The organism is Sphingobacterium sp. R2, from assembly GCF_040760075.1.
In the GTDB taxonomy this organism is placed as follows: Bacteria; Bacteroidota; Bacteroidia; order Sphingobacteriales; family Sphingobacteriaceae; genus Sphingobacterium.
This window is the reverse complement of record NZ_CP142884.1, coordinates 4794284-4811858: the sequence shown is the minus strand read 5'-3', so window position 1 is coordinate 4811858 and position 17575 is coordinate 4794284. Positions and strand designations below refer to the sequence as shown.

Sequence of the window (17575 nt, the reverse complement as noted above, 5' to 3'; positions counted from 1 at the left end):
ATTTATACAGATGAAAAAATTACTCATTATATTATCATTAGCTGGCTCCATCGGATTTGTAGGTTGTGCCGATCTGGATATCACGCCCAAAAATATTGTCACAGATCAAGATCTATTGAATACCCCAGCCGGTATGGATATCTACATGGCTCGGATGTACAGTCTAATGCCATTTGAAGATTTTAAATATATGGCACAATGGGGGATAGAGTTCAATGGTTGGCTGGCTGCGATTGGCATTGAAGGGACGGGCGAAGCTGTGACCAGGGATGGAATCAGTACTTCGTTTACGGGCGAGCGGACAGCGTATTGGGAAAGAGCGTTCGAATTACTTCGGGATGCCAATCATCTCATTGAAACTCTACCCAATTACAAGGATAAATTTTCTGAAGAACTTTATAATCATTACTTAGGTGAGGGATACTATGTTCGGGCAACCGTGTTTTACGCCATGGCACGACGCTTCGGGGGAATTCCTTTGGTGACGAAAGAACTTCAATATCCGAACACATTGGATAATCTGGAAATACCTCGTTCCAGTGAAGAAGATACGTGGAACCAAATCCTTAAAGACTACGATGAGGCGATTAAATTGCTTATGGCGAAGAGTCCTAAAACAGGTTATTCCAACAAGTTTGTAGCACTGTCTTTTAAGTCCGAAGCTATGCTTTATGCTGGAAGTGTGGCCAAATATAATGAAACTGTTTCTGGTCGCTTGACTGGTCTTGGAAGGAAAACTGGTGTACGGGTGATTGGTTTCGATGCCACCACAGCAAGAGCCGCATCACAAAAGTACTTTGAAGAAGCTTACGCCGCAGCTCGACAGGTAATAGTAGGTGGGGGCTATTCGCTGTATAAAAAGAAATGGGCAGCGAACGATAAAGATGCTCAGTATCAAAATATGGTGGACATGTTTAGTGACCTCAGTAGTCCGGAAAATATATACGTTAAACAATATGTTTATCCGACATTGACACATAGTTTTGATGCATTTAGTTCGCCCTTCACTTTTCGATCGCCACTTTCTGCGGGTACTTGTCCAACGGTAGATTTTATGGAACTGTTTGATGGATTTGACAAATACGCCGACGGAACAGTTAAAGTAACGACCGGACAAAGCAGCAAGGAGGGGGAATATAGACTTTACGACAAACCGATGGACTTCTTTAAGAATGCGGAACCTCGCTTGCGTGCTTATGTTATCTTTCCCGATGATATCTTCAAGGATCGAAAAATGGAAATACGGGCAGGCATATACACCGGTTCAGCACCCATAAAGCCATTGTTCATGGATTATTCTTATGCAAACGCGGATACACGTTATCAACAGCTGGATGCTTACACAGGCTCACCCAAGATGCTTTACCTGAGTCCAAGAGATGGTAGTGGTCAGCAAACTGTTGATTATAATGGACAAAAAATGAATGCTGCCGGAAACGAAGGGCCATTCTTCGATAATGGTGAAGCCACATTAACTGGTTTTTATGTACGTAAATGGCTGAATACAAATCCTGCAAAAGAAGTGGGGGAAGGGAAGTCTGATCAGCCTTTCATTTTAATGCGTTACGCTGAAGTTTTATTAAATGCAGCTGAAGCAGCTGTCGAACTCAAAATGCTAGGTGCTAATCCTGCTGATGGAAGCGACCCTTTACAGATAGCAACCAGTGCTGTCAATGAGATTCGCTCGCGGGCGGGAGCAGATTTGCTAACAGGTGCGATTTCCGGAGATAATACAGGAAGAGATATTGTACGAAGAGAGCGTCGCAAGGAACTTGCATTTGAACATAAAGCAAAATGGGATTTGCGTCGATGGCGTGTGCTGCATTTTGAAGGCCGGAATGGATTTTGGGGAACACAAAAGGATAAAAATCTATATAGCAACAATGAAAATTTTAGGTTCAGGGGTTTATATCCATTTTTTTCCACCTCAACGGGTAAATACTTCTTTGATGCACGATTTCAATGGGTGAGTACCAAAACATTCCGGTATACACCTATAGACTATTATTTTGAAATTCCCGGAGGAGAGGTAGCGAAAAGTCCAGTGATTGACCAGCAACCTAACCGATAAACAAGTATGCTGTGTTGAGCGCTTCGAGGGGCCCGGCGCAGGTCACTTGTAAGGCCTGAAATTCTAATAACAAAGTGAATTACTGGTGGAGCAGCGTTCCGGAAAATAGCAGGCAACTAAATTCGGAACATTCAAACCATCACTAAACGTAAAGAGATGAAAAAAAGTATTTTCGGCGCGATAGGCATCATGTGTATGCTAAGTTCGTGCAGCCTTTTTGAGGCAGATAATTATGAAGCTCCTTCGGTGGCATTAAAAGGTATTGTGGTCGACGCATCGACCGGAGAACCCATATTGACCGATCAGGGAAGTGAGGGTATCCGTGTTCGATTAACAGAGCTGAGTTGGGGTGACAATGTGGAGCACAACCCTGATTTCTATTGCATGCCCGACGGGACGTTTCAAAATACGAAATTGTTTAAAGGTAATTATAATATCACTGTTGATGGGCCTTTTATTCCATTGGTACGTACCGATGGCGATGGGAAGGTGCTGTCAGATGACAGCAAAAACATGGAGCTGAATGGCTCTCATGAAATTAAGATGGAGGTGCATCCTTTTCTTAAAGTCGAATGGGTCGGAAATCCAGTTGTGGAAAACGGAAAGGTAAAAGCTAAGGTAAAAGTTACACGCGCCGTAACCGAACAGTTTTTTCGGGATATAATTGAACCTCTAGGAAATTACAATGTGGATTTTTTAAATGTGACAGATATACAATTCTTTGTCAGCTATTCCTCCACGGTAGGGTATAGAGCGCGAGATGAACGTTGGTCTAGCAAAATTGAGTATGGTGGCAATAGCTTTAACTCAAAATTGGGGCAGGTTATTGATCTCGAATCTGTGGGCGAAATCCCAAAAGGGCGGACGGTTTTTATTCGGGCAGCCTCGCGGATTAATTACGACACGCCTCGGGGGACGGGAACGCGAAGATGGAATTACAACGAAGCCAAAAGGGTCGATATTCAATAATCACATCTTTATCCATGTTGAGCGAGTCTGTTAAAATCATAGGCTCGCTCCTCATCTGCTAGATCTTATGGGTTAAACCTGTTGAATTGTAAGGGGAATATAGGCGTAAACTGTGCGTAGTAGAAATAGATAATAAATTATGATAAAAACGAACATACTTTCGCTAATGATGCTGGCGGCGCTGACGACGGTCGCTCAAAAGAAAGATCCGATAAAGACAACATTTCAAAGCTCCAGGGAGTGGCGTCCAACAATTGATAACCGGGCGGATGCGGTAATGGTCTATGGAACAGGAGGGAACCCTTCCGACAAATCCAGAAAGTTACCCTTTGAAGATCGTGTGAAATCTTGGCGTGATAAGGGGTATATTGCTCATTTTATGACGGGGATTGCCTGGGGCGAGTACCAAGATTACTTTACAGGGAAATGGGATGGGAAGATGCACCTGGATGAGGGACAGGTCGATGTCAAAGGCGACACCATCTGGCATGGTCATATGGTTCCATATATCGTTCCTAGTGAAAATTATTTAAAGTATATTAAGGAGATGCATATCAAAAGGGTCATTGATGCTGGCATCGACGCCATATTTATGGAAGAACCCGAATTTTGGGCACGTGCCGGATACAGTGAATCGTTTAAAAATGAATGGAAAAGGTACTATGGTTTTGATTGGCGACCGCAACACGAATCGCCCGAAAACACTTACTTGTCGAATAAATTGAAGTATGCTTTATATCTTCATGCGCTGAATGAAGTCTTTACTTATGCTAAATCTTATGGTAAAACCAAAGGGATGGACGTAAAATGTTATGTGCCGACACACTCTTTAATCAACTATTCGCAGTGGATGATCATTAGTCCCGAAGCGAGTTTGGCTTCTCTTCCCTGTGTGGATGGTTACATAGCGCAGGTATGGACAGGAACTTCACGTGAGCCTAATTATTTTAATGGCGTCGCAAAAGAAAGGGTTTTCGAAACGGCATTTTTGGAATATGGTGCAATGGAATCCATGACTGCACCAACTGGACGGAAGATGTTTTTTTTGACAGATCCGATCGAAGATTGGCCTCGGGATTGGGCCGACTACAAGAAAAACTATCAGGCGACATTCACAGCACAGCTTTTATATCCGAATATCGCCGACTATGAGGTGATGCCCTGGCCTGAACGTATTTATGAGGGACTGTATAAAACAAGTCCTAATAGTGATCAAAAAGAAAAAATACCAAGACACTATTCGACCCAAATGCAGGTGATGATCAATAGCCTGAACAGTATGCCCAAATCAACCAGCAAAGTCTCTGGGTCGACAGGGATCAGTGTGCTCTTGGCAAATTCACTGATGTTCCAGCGTTTTCCTACACATGAAGGATATGATGATCCACAATTAGCCAACTTTTATGGGCTCGCCCTTCCTTTCCTAAAACGCGGGGTACCTATAAAAACAGTTCATTTGGAGAATTTAGCGGTCAAGAATGCACTCGCGGACACGAGAGTCCTGCTCATGTCTTATTCCAATATGAAGCCTTTAGCCCCTGAAGCACATCATCACCTCGCGGATTGGGTGAGAAATGGTGGCGTCTTGATTTACTGTGGAACGGATCTCGATCCTTTTCAATCGGTACAGGAATGGTGGAATAGCAATGGTAGACAGTATCAAAGGCCATCCGATCATCTATTTGAGCAGATGGGACTGAAGGACGAAATGGCAAAAGAGGGAAAATACAGGTATGGGAAAGGTACTTTGTACGTCTTACGATCCGATCCTAAGGAATTTGTGATTAAACCTGATAACAATCAGAAACTGCTGGATGTGACCAAGAATCTTTATGAAAGTATTGGTCGAGGGAAAAAGCTGCAATTTAAAAATTATTTTACACTGACGCGAGGCAATTACGATCTGGTCGCTGTATTGGATGAGAGTGTGAGCAATCAACCTTATCAGGTTAACGGAAACCTAATCGATCTTTACGATCCGGCTTTGCCTATTATCACGTCTAAAAGTATACAGCCGAATGAGCAGTGTTTGTTTGTGAATATCGATCACATAAAGAATAAACAACAACCACAGGTGTTGGCATCCGCAAGTCGTATCTACAGCGAAGTAACGGCTAATGATCGGTATTCATTTATTGCGAAAAGCCCGATTAACACGACGAACGTTTCGCGTATATTATTGCCTAATAAGCCAAAGCGTGTTTTGGTAGGGAAACGCGATGTGTTTTCGGAAGTAAATTGGGATACGAGAACAAACACCTATCTACTGGGATTTGAAAATAGTCCTGATGGTGTGCAAGTTGATATTGAATTGTAACATCCATGTCAAGATAAAAAATACCGATATGTATCACGAAAACATGCGCTGAAGTATGCTTTAATCGACAGATCCGATGCTAAAAAAAGGACCAGATTCCTAGCGAATCTGGTTCTCTTTTTATTTCAAATAGAAGAGTAATTTGAATTTAATTTCGAACAGATGTATTTGAAATCTTACATGTTTACCTAAGTTTAATATGTCTAGAATGGATGTTGTGGCTCAAGTAATAGGTCACTTCGATTGTGATTCCTGAAATTCAGTTGGGCTTTGGCCAAACTGTTTTTGAAAATTACGCGAAAAATGTGTTGCGGAACTGTAACCTAGTAAATTTGAAATTTCGTAAACTTTATGCTGTTTTTGAATAAGCAGTTCTGCTGCTTTTCGAAGCCTGGTCAAATTAATCAATTCATTAGGGGAGAGGCTCGATACAACATTGATTTTGCGGTAGAGTGTAGGTCTACTCATACAAAGTATGTCGGCCATTCGGTCGACATTGAACTGTGGATCATCGAGGTGCTGCATAATAATTTCTTCAATTTTCAGCAGGAACTCCTGTTCACTTTGATTTTGGCCGATCTGTTGTATCTGGGACATTGGATTTTTGATAAAAAACTCCTTAACCTTTATCCGGTTTTTTAACAAACTAGCTATCTGCGCCCTCAAAAAAGCAGGCGAAAACGGTTTTTCGATGTAAGCATCAGCACCAAATTCCAGCCCTTGAATTTTTGATTCAATACTATTTTTTGCAGTCAAAAGGATAACTGGAATGTGTGCATACGCGATGTTTTCCTTGATTCTTTGACAAAGCTCAAAACCATCCATTTCCGGCATCATTACATCGCTTACAATCAGATCGAAATATTCAGAAGCTAGTAAATCCAACGCTTGTTTTCCATTAGAACTCGTCGTTATCTGATAATCTTCATTGAGATCATCTGCGATGAATTCGAGTAGTTCGGTATGGTCATCTACTAGTAATAAATTGGATTTGGCATTCATAATTATGGATTTGTATTGTGATTCAAAGGTAACGTCAAAGTGAATACGTTCAATTGAAGGTCATTTATAGTATATAACAAGGTGCCTCGATGTTTCAACGTTAGGGATCTTGTCAATGCCAAGCCCAGACCACTTCCAGGAACATTCTTATTTTGTTTTAAGCGATTGAATGGTTCAAAAATTCTTTCCCTTTCTTCTGAAGGAATTAAAGCGCCGTCGTTTTTCACGGTCAATATAAAGATATTTTTCTGTTTATCCATATTCAAATTTACCTCAATAAAAGATAAGGAATATTTAAGAGCGTTATTCAATAGGTTATAACATATCTTGTCAAATGCGTCCGCATCGATTTGACCGATAATATCAGGCATAATTTGCGATACAATCTGTTTCCCCTGCGACTGTAAAGTCACTGTAAAATTTCCGATGATTTCCTGAACCATCAAGCTGATGTTTTCCGATTCAAAGTGTAATTTAAACCCTTCCGTTTCGACTTTCCTAAAATCCAGCAATTGGTTGCTTAGGGCAATTAGTTTCTCCGTGTTGTTTTGCATGGTCAATAATAGTTTGTCGGTGACGGGATTATGATCTACCTTATCCATAAGTTTTTCTAGGGGCGCTTTGATCAAGGTCAATGGTGTTCGTATCTCATGCGCAACATCGGTATAGAAATTGATTTTTGAACGATAGAGTTCTTGTTCGCGTAGGTTCTGTACGCTTAAAAGATGTTGTCGATTGCGTTGTTTGATCTTTTCATTAAAATGATAAATAATAAATATAATCAATGCAGCGGCTATTAATGCATAGCAAATAAAGGCTGGTAAGCTTGCCCATATAGGTGGAAGAATAGCGATTTTAAGACTAGCAAAAGTAGGGATTGTATTACCATTGGGGTCTTCTGCTTTTACTGTAAAAATATATTTTCCGGGAGAAAGTTTGGTAAAATATGCACGTTGATTACTTGTAATGTCTATCCATTTGTCGTCAAGACCCTCCATCTTATAACTATAATGAATAGAATGGGGGGCTTGGTAATGTAAAGCTGCAAAATCAAGGCTGAAGGATGATTCGTCGTGTTTTAGTTTTATATTCTTAGTGAATAATATTGATTTGGATAGAATCTTGGGATCGGTATATTGATTGATCGCTCTGTTGTTGATGTAAAAATTAGTGATATAAATCGGTATTTGATTCTTATAGTTAATTTGGTTTAGCTTTTCGGGATTAAAACGAATAAGCCCATTGATGGTACCAAAATAGAAGTTTCCGTTGTCGTCATTAAAAGATGAATTGTAATTGAACTGGATAGTCGGGAGGCCTGACTCCAAGTTGAAAATCCGTTTTCTACCATTGGGAAGGTGGTAGCGTACCAACCCCTTAGAGGTACTCACCCAAAGATTCTTTTGTTTATCTTCTAAGAAAGCTAGCGTCACATTACTCGGCATTCCTTCTGCTAGACCAATGTTTTGAAAGCCCTCTTGATTTAATTTTTTCTTGGCCATTCCGCCTTCTGTGGCTATCCAAATCTGCTGTTGAGAATCTTCAAATAGGCTATTGATTCTATTATTTGGCAAGGAGCTAGGGTCGTTCTGCCGATGGGTGTAATGTTTGAAGTAACGCGTCGTCGGGTGATAACAAAATAGGCCATCTCGCCACGTGCCTACCCAGATGTTACCCTTTTTATCTTCTAAAATACTTGTGTAAAACATGTATTCTGGAACATTGTTGATGAGGTGGAATGATTTTTTATCAAAATCAAAGCGGTATAATCCACGGGTTGAAGCCACTAGGATATCCCCCCGACGAGTTTTATAGAGATAAAAAAGAAAATTACTTTGGAGATCGGATGATGGGGTATTACTGTTACGGTCGATGTGATAGATAACTTTTTTAAGCTTGGGTGAAAAAATATCGAGACCATTGACGAAAGTGCCTATCAGCAATTTGTCGCCAATAGGAAGAATACCATGGATGTTGTTATTTGCCAGATTGCCTTGTTTGTCCGAGAAGTTTTGAATCTTACCCGATATGGGGTCGAGTTTTGATAATCCACCGTTTTCAGTGCCTATCCAGATATTATGGTCGATATCCTTTTTTATAATGCGTACGGCAGACCCTTTTAAGCTCCCCGGGCGGTCCTGTGGTAGGAATTTTTCGATTATACTGTTGTTTTTATGATAGTAGTTGATTCCACCAAAATACGTTCCCAACCAGATACCTTCGTCTTTATCCTGTAGGATGTTATAAATAGCATTGTCGGATATGCCCCAGGGATTTTCTTGCTCTTTTTGAATATTGATGAATTGTTGAGTAGCTATTTGATAAATAAAGAGACCAGATTCTGTTGCGAACCAATATTCATGATCGTTTGGCTGTAAAATATCTCTTACATAGAGAAATTGCTTCAATTGTTCGGGGCCTAGTATGGGTTTAAGCGATTTGTCTTTAAATCGATAGCTGTATACCCCAGTTTTGGAAGTACCAATCAATAAGTCTCCTTGGTGATTTTCTTTTATTTTCTCAATACTAAACCAATCTTTAGCACCATATTTTGCTTGAAAGTCGAGCATAAGCACAGGGGTTCCCGAAGCATCTATTTGGAAAATCTTCCCTTCAGGTGTGCCGAAAAACACAGTTCCGTTTTTCGTGCAGTTGATGGATGTGATGTACAGGTCTGATTTAGTCAGTTGTCGGATTTCCTGACTGATCAAATCATGGAAATAGAGCATTCCGTTGGATATAAACCAAATCTTTTTGCGTTGATCGGTAATGATAACAGGGACATCTGCATTTTCAAATTGTTTGCTCAAGAGTCTAAATTCTTCATCCACAGGATCGTAGCAATAGATTCCCTGATCTGTACCAATCCATATTCTTTTTCGAAAGTCTTCTGTTAACGAAATGATGTTGTTGCCACCCAGGTTGTTTTTCCCAACGCTAGCGGCATTAAAATGTTTGAAATTATTGCCATCAAAGCGATTTAGCCCATCTTTCGTGCCGAACCAAAGAAAGCCCTGACTATCCTGCATACTACAGATGACTGCATTGTTTGACAATCCTTCATTAATTTGATAATGATTAAAATAATAGGGCTGTGCATAGAGCAAGCGCGGAAGCAGCAGAAACAATACAACGCGTAGAAACCTCAGGTTGATCATGATTATTTGGTTATTGATACAAAATAGTGCTAAAATGAAACAATTTAATCTTAAAGTATCTCAAAAAAATTAAGACTTTAGCCTATGTATTGTAATCGCTAAAATTATAAAAAAATCTAGAAATGGACACAAGTTCTATCTAAGTGAAGATTATAAACCATTTTAAAATACGACGAATGAAAGGAAAAATGACCTTGCTTGGTCTTTCTGCAATGCTCGCTTTTTGTGTGTCTTGTCAGCAATCGACTGGCTCCAAATCTGCTAAAGCAGATTCTTTATCGGCCTTCATGGATACCGCACAGTTCAGCGGAACTATTGATCAAAAACAGGCTTATCTATATGAACTGAGCAATAAAAATGGCGTACAAGCTTATTTTACCAATTTTGGCGCTCGTTTAGTCGGATTATGGGTGCCTGACAATAAGGGTAAGTTGTGCGATGTTGTTTTGGGTTTTTCTAAAGCGGCTGATTATAATAATCCCAAAGAACCATTTTTCGGTACTATTGTAGGGCCTTTTGGTAATCGGATTGCTAAGGGAAAGTTTAAGTTGGATGATAAAACCTATGCATTGGCGGTAAATAACGGTCCTAATACACTGCATGGTGGTTTTAAAGGTGTGCATTTCGCCCATTGGACATTAAAATCGTCAGATAAATCGTCTCTTACTTTTGCTTACACCTTACCTGATGGACACGAGGGTTTTCCAGGAAACATCCAGATGGAAGTGACTTATACGCTTAACGATAATAATGAATTGATGATTGCCTATCGTGCTACTTCCGATAAAAAGACGGTGATCAATTTGACCAACCATGCTTACTTTAATTTAAATGGTGAAGGAAGCGGTACAATACTGGATCATCAGCTTCAATTGTTTGCGAATGAATACACACCAGTGGATAGTACACTCATACCAACAGGACAATTAGCATCGGTAAAGGGAACCCCTTTTGATTTCACGAATTTAAAGTCGATTGGAAAGGATATCAATGCCAATGATCAGCAACTGAGCTTTGGAAAGGGCTACGATCATAATTTTGTATTGAGTAGAGAAAAGGAAGGAGACTGGTATAAAGCGGCCCATGTGATTGGAGATAAATCAGGTATTGTTATGGATATTCTGACTGCAGAACCTGGAATACAATTTTATAGCGGTAATTTTATGAACGAACAAGTGCAATTGAAGAATGGAAAAAAAGATTCCTTTCGTACGGCCTTTTGCCTCGAACCGCAGCATTTTCCGGATGCCCCAAATCAGCCTAATTTTCCAACAACTGTGCTTAACCCTGGGCAAGTTTATCAGACAAAATCCCTGTATCGTTTTTCGGTAAAGTAATACATATTTAATAGTGATTGGTTTGGAAGTGCACCGCTGTGAAGTGGTGCGCTTTCTTCATTTTATAGGCTTAAAAGGATTTTTCAATTGCGTTTTATTGATTTGATACAAATAGGCAGTTTTTTGAGAAAAATCAAACATCCAACTCATTCATTAAACCTTATTTTTGGATAATCTGTTATAAACTAATCAAGCCAACAATGACGAAAAAAATCGGTTTATTATCTTATTTGATTGGAATTTGTTTTCTAAGTTCAGCGCAAAGCAATGTCGTAATTACTGTTGATCATCTGCCGGCGGAGGGAAAAAATTTAAGCTATATTAATAACCGATTGCCTTTAAAACAAAATGCCTTGCTAAAATTACCCGTGGGTAGTATCGTGCCAGAAGGCTGGTTAGGGAAGTACCTCGAGTTGCAAAAAGATGGTCTTACAGGCCATTTGGGAGAAATTAGTGCCTGGTTGTCCAAAAAAAATAATGCGTGGTTAAGTACGGATGGGAAAGGAGATTATGGCTGGGAAGAAGTTCCTTATTGGTTAAAAGGCTACGCTAATTTGGGCTACATCTTGAAAGACCCTAAGATAATAGCAGAGTCAAAAATCTGGTTAGAGGCCGCGCTAAAAAGCCAGCGTCCTGATGGATACTTTGGCCCATTGATCCTGCGTAATAACAAACCCGATCTTTGGGGGAATATGTTGATGTTATGGTGTTTGCAGTCCTATTATGAATATAGCGGTGACCAGCGTGTCATAACGTTGATGATCAATTATTTTAAATGGCAGGCCAATTTGCCAGATAGTTTTTTTCTCAAGGATTATTGGGAGAACAGTCGTGGTGGTGATAATTTGCTATCCGTATATTGGCTTTATAACAGAACACAGGGTAATGAATGGTTGATGGATTTAGCAGATAAAATTCATCGGAATACAGCCAATTGGCGGCAGAAGGATGATCTGCCCAATTGGCACAATGTTAACGTAGCGCAGTGTTTTAGAGAGCCAGCAACCTATTATCTGAAAAGCCAGTCGACTGCAGATCTTAACGCAACCTACGATAATTTTCATTTTGTCAGACAAGTATTTGGTCAGGTTCCGGGCGGCATGTTCGGGGCCGATGAAAATGCACGTCCGGGATATACCGATCCCCGTCAGGGAGTGGAAACCTGTGGAATGGTGGAGCAGATGGCTTCCAATGAAATCCTTCTCGGGATAACAGGCGATCCTTTTTGGGCGGATCACGCGGAAGAAGTTGCTTTTAATACTTACCCAGCCGCTGTGACAGCCGATTTTAAAGCATTACGCTATATCACGAGCCCTAATATGACTATCAGCGATAGCCATAATCATGCTCCCGGGATTGATAATAATGGACCATTTTTAATGATGAACCCCTTCAGTTCACGTTGTTGTCAACATAATCACAGTCAGGGCTGGCCATATTATGCGGAGCATCTGTATATGGCAACAAATGATAATGGTGTTGCGGCAGTACTTTATGCCGCATCAAAAGCTGAAGTCAAAGTCGGAAACAATCAATCCATTCAGATCAGACAAGAATCCAATTATCCGTTTGAAGAATCGCTGCGATTTGAAATAGGAACACAGGGTAAAACGGTTGATTTCCCCTTTTATCTCCGTATACCTGCCTGGGCGAAGCAAGCCAAAGTGACGGTTAATGGTAAAAGTCAGGCTGTAGAAGCTGGAGCAAAATATATTCGGATTGAACGGAAATGGAAAGACGGCGACAAGGTCGAACTCTCCTTACCGATGACCATAGATCTGAAAACATGGACGGCCAATAAAAACTCAGTGAGTATCCAGCGTGGACCATTGACCTATGCACTCAAAATCAAAGAGAATTATGTGAAAAAGGATAGTAAGGCTTCGGCAATTGGGGATTCTAAATGGCAGGAGACTGCAGATCCATCAAAATGGCCATCTTATGAAATCCTTCCTGCAAGTGACTGGAATTACGGACTTGTACAGAATCAGCTACAAGCTGTTGACCAACTAAAAGTGGTCAAACGACCATGGTCTAAAGATGCATTTCCTTTTGACGCAGAAGCGGTACCTATTTCGATTCTTGTGAAAGCGAAACGTATTGATGGATGGAAAATTGATGAAAATGGACTAACGGGCGTATTGCCCCTGAGTCCGGTGGAAAGCAAGGGTGCGGTGCAGGAAGTTGAACTGATTCCCATGGGAGCAGCACGTTTGCGCATTGCTGCTTTTCCAACTGTAAAATAGTATAAATACGATATAAATAAATGACTTAACGATTTTTTATGATGAAGAAAACCTTACTTTTTGCCAGTTTGATGATGGCAGCACAATTGAACTTTGCTCAGGATTGGAAACCCGCAGGGTCACATATATTAACCCCTTGGGGCGAGAAAGTAACGGCACAAAAGCCACATCCTGAATATCCAAGACCACAAATAACCAGAACCAATAACTGGCAGAATTTAAATGGGCTATGGAAATATGCTGTCACTCCAGTAGGTACTAAAGAGATTCCTCGTCAATGGGACGGAAATATCCTTGTTCCTTTTGCTATTGAATCGGCATTGTCCGGTGTTGGTAAAGAGGTCGGGAAAGATAAAGCCTTATGGTATAATAATACTATAACATTGGACAAATCTGTCCATAAAAATAAGGTCCTGTTGCATTTCGGTGCCGTAGATTGGCAATGTGATGTGTATGTAAATAACCAATTGGTCGGAAGACATGAAGGTGGATTTGATCCATTTTCGATGGATGTGACAAGCTTCCTAAAGAAAGGAGCGAAACAGGAAATAGCCATTCGGGTATGGGATCCGACTGATGATGGTCCACAACCACGGGGTAAACAGGTGAACAAGCCGAATGGTATATGGTATACACCAGTGACAGGAATTTGGCAGACCGTTTGGTTAGAAAGTGTCCCCCAAACGTACATCGTGCGTACCAAACAGACGCCGCGTCTGGACGATGGAGTCTTGGCCTTTCAGGCTTCGGTAGAAGGAAGTCAAGTCGGTGACGAAATAAAGGTGCGTGCATTGGATGGCGGAAAGGTTATTAAAGAACAAACCGGACAACCGAATACATCTTTCGATCTTTCGGTACCTAATCTGGAGCCATGGTCGCCAAGTAACCCGAAGCTCTATGATCTAGAAATTCAGCTGATTCGAAAAGGAAAAGTCGTAGATCAGGCGAAAAGCTATTTTGCCATGCGGAAAATAGCCATGCAGAAAGACGAAAATGGCGTTCAACGTTTAATGTTAAACAATAAGTTTACCTTCCAATATGGTCCATTGGATCAAGGCTGGTGGCCAGATGGTCTACATACAGCGCCAACGGATGAAGCGCTGAAGTTTGATGTTGTCAAAACAAAGGAAATGGGATTCAATATGATCCGTAAACATATCAAAGTAGAACCGGCGCGCTGGTACCGTTACTGTGATAGTATAGGTATGCTGGTCTGGCAAGATATGCCTAGTGGTGATCTTGGCGGAAACCATTGGGATATGCAACCGGGAAAGATTTCTGGCGGTAATCGGGATAAAGTACGTTCGCAGGAATCTGAGGGGTACTACAGAAAAGAATGGAAAACCATTATGGAAGTGTTGCATAACTACCCAAGTATTGTCATCTGGGTGCCGTTTAATGAGGCTTGGGGGCAATTCAAAACGAAGGAAATAACGGAATGGACAATGGCCAATGACCCTTCAAGACTCGTCAATAGTGCCAGCGGTGGTAATTTTATGGAAACTGGACATATCTTGGATATCCATAATTATCCCGATGCAGCCATGCCTGATCCAAATTTATTCGGCGCCAAACAAGTGCTTGCTTTGGGTGAATTTGGTGGCCTGGGATTACCGATCGATGGGCACTCCTGGCAGCAGAAAGACAACTGGGGATACCAAAGTTTTAAAAATAAAACGGAATTATTGGAGCGCTATAAACGCCTGATCCATGACTTGACACGTCTAATTCCTATGGGATTGTCTGCCGCTGTTTATACACAGACAACAGATGTGGAAGTAGAAACAAATGGTTTGATGACCTATGATCGTAAAGTTGTCAAAATGCCTGAAGCAGAATTGAACGCTGCACATCAGGCGCTTTATCATGCACCAACCAAATAATTGATAGCGATATGGTCGCAACTCGGGTTGCGGCCTAAATTTATCGCTGAAAATATACCTGTCAACCTAAACCTATTTTATACAAAATCAATGAAATTAAAATTACTAATTGCAACGGCTATTGTATGTCAATCGGTATCGTCGTTTGCACAAAAACAAGTCTTTAAGAATGATCTTCGCGCGCCTGCCTATCCTTTAGTAACAATTGACCCCAATACAAGTGCCTGGTCCTATAGCAACGAATTGAATGCGGATGTTGTACGCCATTGGACCGGAAAATCCTTCCCCTTATTGGGCGTCCTTAAAGTGGATGGGAAATCCTATCGCTTCTTGGGTAAAGAAGAAGCTGAACTCTTGCCTTTGGCACGGCTGGGTGAACATGCGGCTTGGACCGGAAGTTATGTTGTCAATGAACCCGCCCCGGACTGGATGAAACCTTCATTTGATGCACGGCAATGGAAGACGGGGGCAGCGCCATTCGGTACCAAGGATAAAGAACCCAATGTGGAGACTGATTGGCAGGAACCTAAAATTTGGGTTAGAAGGGAAGTTGAACTGAGTGAGGATCTTACGGGCAAATCCGTATATATCGAATTTACACATGACGATGACGCTATTTTGTACGTCAACGGGATTGAGGTTGTTAATACAGGCAATTCGACAGGTAAAAATAGTCGGGTCAAGCTGCCCGATCATGTCGTAAAAACATTAAAGAAAGGAAAAAATATACTCGCGGGTTATTGCTATAATAGGGTAGCGAATGGATATTTTGATTTTGGACTCTTTACAGAAAAAGAAGGTAGTATTCAATTTGACAATGAAGCGAAGCAGATCGCTTCCAATGTGCAGGCAACACAAACACATTATTCGTTTAATTGCGGGCCGGTCGATTTAAATATTACATTTACTGCACCGATGTTTCTGGATAAATTGGACTTAATGGCTAGACCCGTAAATTATCTTTCCTATACGGTCCATGCGAAGGATGGCAAGAAACACCAGGTGCAACTTTATTTGGAGGCAGCACCAAATTGGGCACTGAATTCTCCACTTCAAGATGCTGCAAGCAGTTCCTTTGTTTCAGGAAATCTCCAGTTTGTAAAGACAGGAAGCAAAAGCCAGCAGGTTCTAGGAAGGAAAGGTGACGATCTACGGATAGATTGGGGGTATTTCTATATGGCTGGTGCAAAATCAAAGACAAAGTCCGCGGTCGGAAGTAGCCATCAATTACGGTCTAATTTTCTGAAGAGTGAAAATAGCTCTTCTTCAAATGGAGGACAACAATTGGCACTGATGCAAACTTTTGATGTCTCATCAAGCTACCAGGATAAGATCTTGTTGGGGTATGATGACCTATATTCCATCCAATATTTTGGACAAAATTTACGACCTTATTGGAATACCAATGGAAATAGTTCCATTGAGAAACAATTTGAACTGGCCGACAAAGAATATACGGCTCTCAAAAAGGCTGCTGATAAATTTGATGCCGAATTATGGGGTACAGCTTTGCGTAACGGAGGTGAGGACTATGCTGCATTATGTGCCTTGGCCTATAGACAGGCAATCGCCGCCCATAAACTTGTAAAAGCACCCAATGGCGACCTGCTTTTACTGTCAAAAGAAAATGATAGCAATGGGTCAATAGGAACTGTTGATGTAACCTATCCTTCGGCTCCGATTTTCCTTTACTATAATCCGGAACTGGCAAAAGCACTAATGAATGCCATTTTTTATTACAGTGAAAGCAATAAGTGGACAAAACCTTTTGCTGCGCATGATGTTGGGACCTATCCTTTGGCGAATGGCCAAACTTACGGTGGGGATATGCCTGTCGAAGAATCGGGAAATATGTTGATATTAACTTATGCTTTAGCGAAGGTCGAAGGAAATGCAGCTTATGCCAAAAAACATTGGAAAGTGTTGTCCATCTGGGTAGATTATTTAGTAGATAAAGGTCTTGACCCTGAAAATCAGTTGTGCACAGATGATTTCGCGGGCCATTTTGCACATAATGCCAATTTATCAATTAAAGCTATTTTAGGTATTGCATCTTACGGTTATCTAGCCCAAATGCTTGGTGAAGAGGCTACAGCGAAAAAGTATCTGACCGAAGCAAAAGCAATGGCTATGAAATGGAAAGAGATGGCTGAAGATGGGGATCACTATAAGCTGACTTTTGATAAAACCGGAACCTGGAGCCAAAAGTATAATATGGTCTGGGATAAATTGCTTAAGATGGAGATTTTTGACCCCTCTATTCGTGAAACTGAAATTAAATACTATCTCGGCAAACAAAATAAATACGGACTTCCCCTGGACAATCGTCAGCCTTATACCAAAACCGATTGGATTATTTGGACGGCGACCATGGCAAATGACAAGCCTACCTTTGAGGCATTTTTAAAGCCAGTCTACCATTTTATGAATGAAACAACAGACCGTGTTCCCATGTCGGATTGGACGTATACAGATCGTCTTAAGAGAGCTGGATTTAAAGCAAGATCCGTTGTTGGGGGCTATTTTATCAAAATGTTGGAAGAGAAATTGGGAAAAGCAAATTAGCTTTTCCTGTGATGAAGAAAATAATAT

Annotated in this window: 9 protein-coding genes; 7 read left to right on the top strand and 2 right to left on the bottom strand. The window is 41.0% G+C overall.

The annotated features are described in order from the left end of the window. Window positions 1-10: 10 nt before the first annotated feature. The 3 genes from VXM68_RS20320 to VXM68_RS20310 all read left to right on the top strand — a co-directional run bounded on the left by VXM68_RS20320 (window position 11) and on the right by VXM68_RS20310 (window position 5357). Window positions 11-2071 (top strand): RagB/SusD family nutrient uptake outer membrane protein, encoded by a 2061-nt coding sequence (locus VXM68_RS20320; RefSeq protein ID WP_294182821.1) that lies wholly within the window; start codon window positions 11-13, stop codon window positions 2069-2071. A gap of 156 nt (window positions 2072-2227) precedes the next feature. Beyond that, a complete protein-coding gene (locus VXM68_RS20315; RefSeq protein ID WP_293954583.1) occupies window positions 2228-3040 on the top strand; it encodes a DUF3823 domain-containing protein in 813 nt (270 codons plus the stop codon). Between the two features lie 139 nt (window positions 3041-3179). Further along, complete coding sequence (locus VXM68_RS20310) at window positions 3180-5357, top strand: hypothetical protein (RefSeq protein WP_294182819.1); 2178 nt, start codon at window positions 3180-3182, stop codon at window positions 5355-5357. 234 nt (window positions 5358-5591) lie between these two features. Here the strand turns inward: VXM68_RS20310 and VXM68_RS20305 are convergent, their stop codons facing one another. Beyond that, the gene (locus VXM68_RS20305; protein WP_293954587.1) at window positions 5592-6359 is read right to left on the bottom strand and encodes a response regulator; all 768 of its coding nucleotides are present in this window, start codon (window positions 6357-6359) and stop codon (window positions 5592-5594) included. A 2-nt stretch (window positions 6360-6361) separates the two neighbouring features. After that, window positions 6362-9517 carry a two-component regulator propeller domain-containing protein gene (locus tag VXM68_RS20300; RefSeq protein ID WP_294182817.1) on the bottom strand — a complete coding sequence of 1052 codons (3156 nt, stop codon included), beginning with the start codon at window positions 9515-9517 and terminating at the stop codon, window positions 6362-6364. A 176-nt stretch (window positions 9518-9693) separates the two neighbouring features. On the opposite strand from VXM68_RS20300, the gene VXM68_RS20295 reads away from it, so the two are divergent. The 4 genes from VXM68_RS20295 to VXM68_RS20280 all read left to right on the top strand — a co-directional run bounded on the left by VXM68_RS20295 (window position 9694) and on the right by VXM68_RS20280 (window position 17548). After that, window positions 9694-10854 carry an aldose epimerase family protein gene (locus VXM68_RS20295; RefSeq protein ID WP_367209823.1) on the top strand — a complete coding sequence of 387 codons (1161 nt, stop codon included), beginning with the start codon at window positions 9694-9696 and terminating at the stop codon, window positions 10852-10854. A gap of 200 nt (window positions 10855-11054) precedes the next feature. After that, window positions 11055-13100 (top strand): beta-L-arabinofuranosidase domain-containing protein, encoded by a 2046-nt coding sequence (locus VXM68_RS20290; protein WP_367209822.1) that lies wholly within the window; start codon window positions 11055-11057, stop codon window positions 13098-13100. A gap of 38 nt (window positions 13101-13138) precedes the next feature. Next, window positions 13139-14983 carry a glycoside hydrolase family 2 protein gene (locus VXM68_RS20285; protein ID WP_367209821.1) on the top strand — a complete coding sequence of 615 codons (1845 nt, stop codon included), beginning with the start codon at window positions 13139-13141 and terminating at the stop codon, window positions 14981-14983. A 90-nt stretch (window positions 14984-15073) separates the two neighbouring features. Then, a complete protein-coding gene (locus tag VXM68_RS20280) occupies window positions 15074-17548 on the top strand; it encodes a DUF4965 domain-containing protein (protein WP_367209820.1) in 2475 nt (824 codons plus the stop codon). Window positions 17549-17575 lie beyond the last annotated feature (27 nt).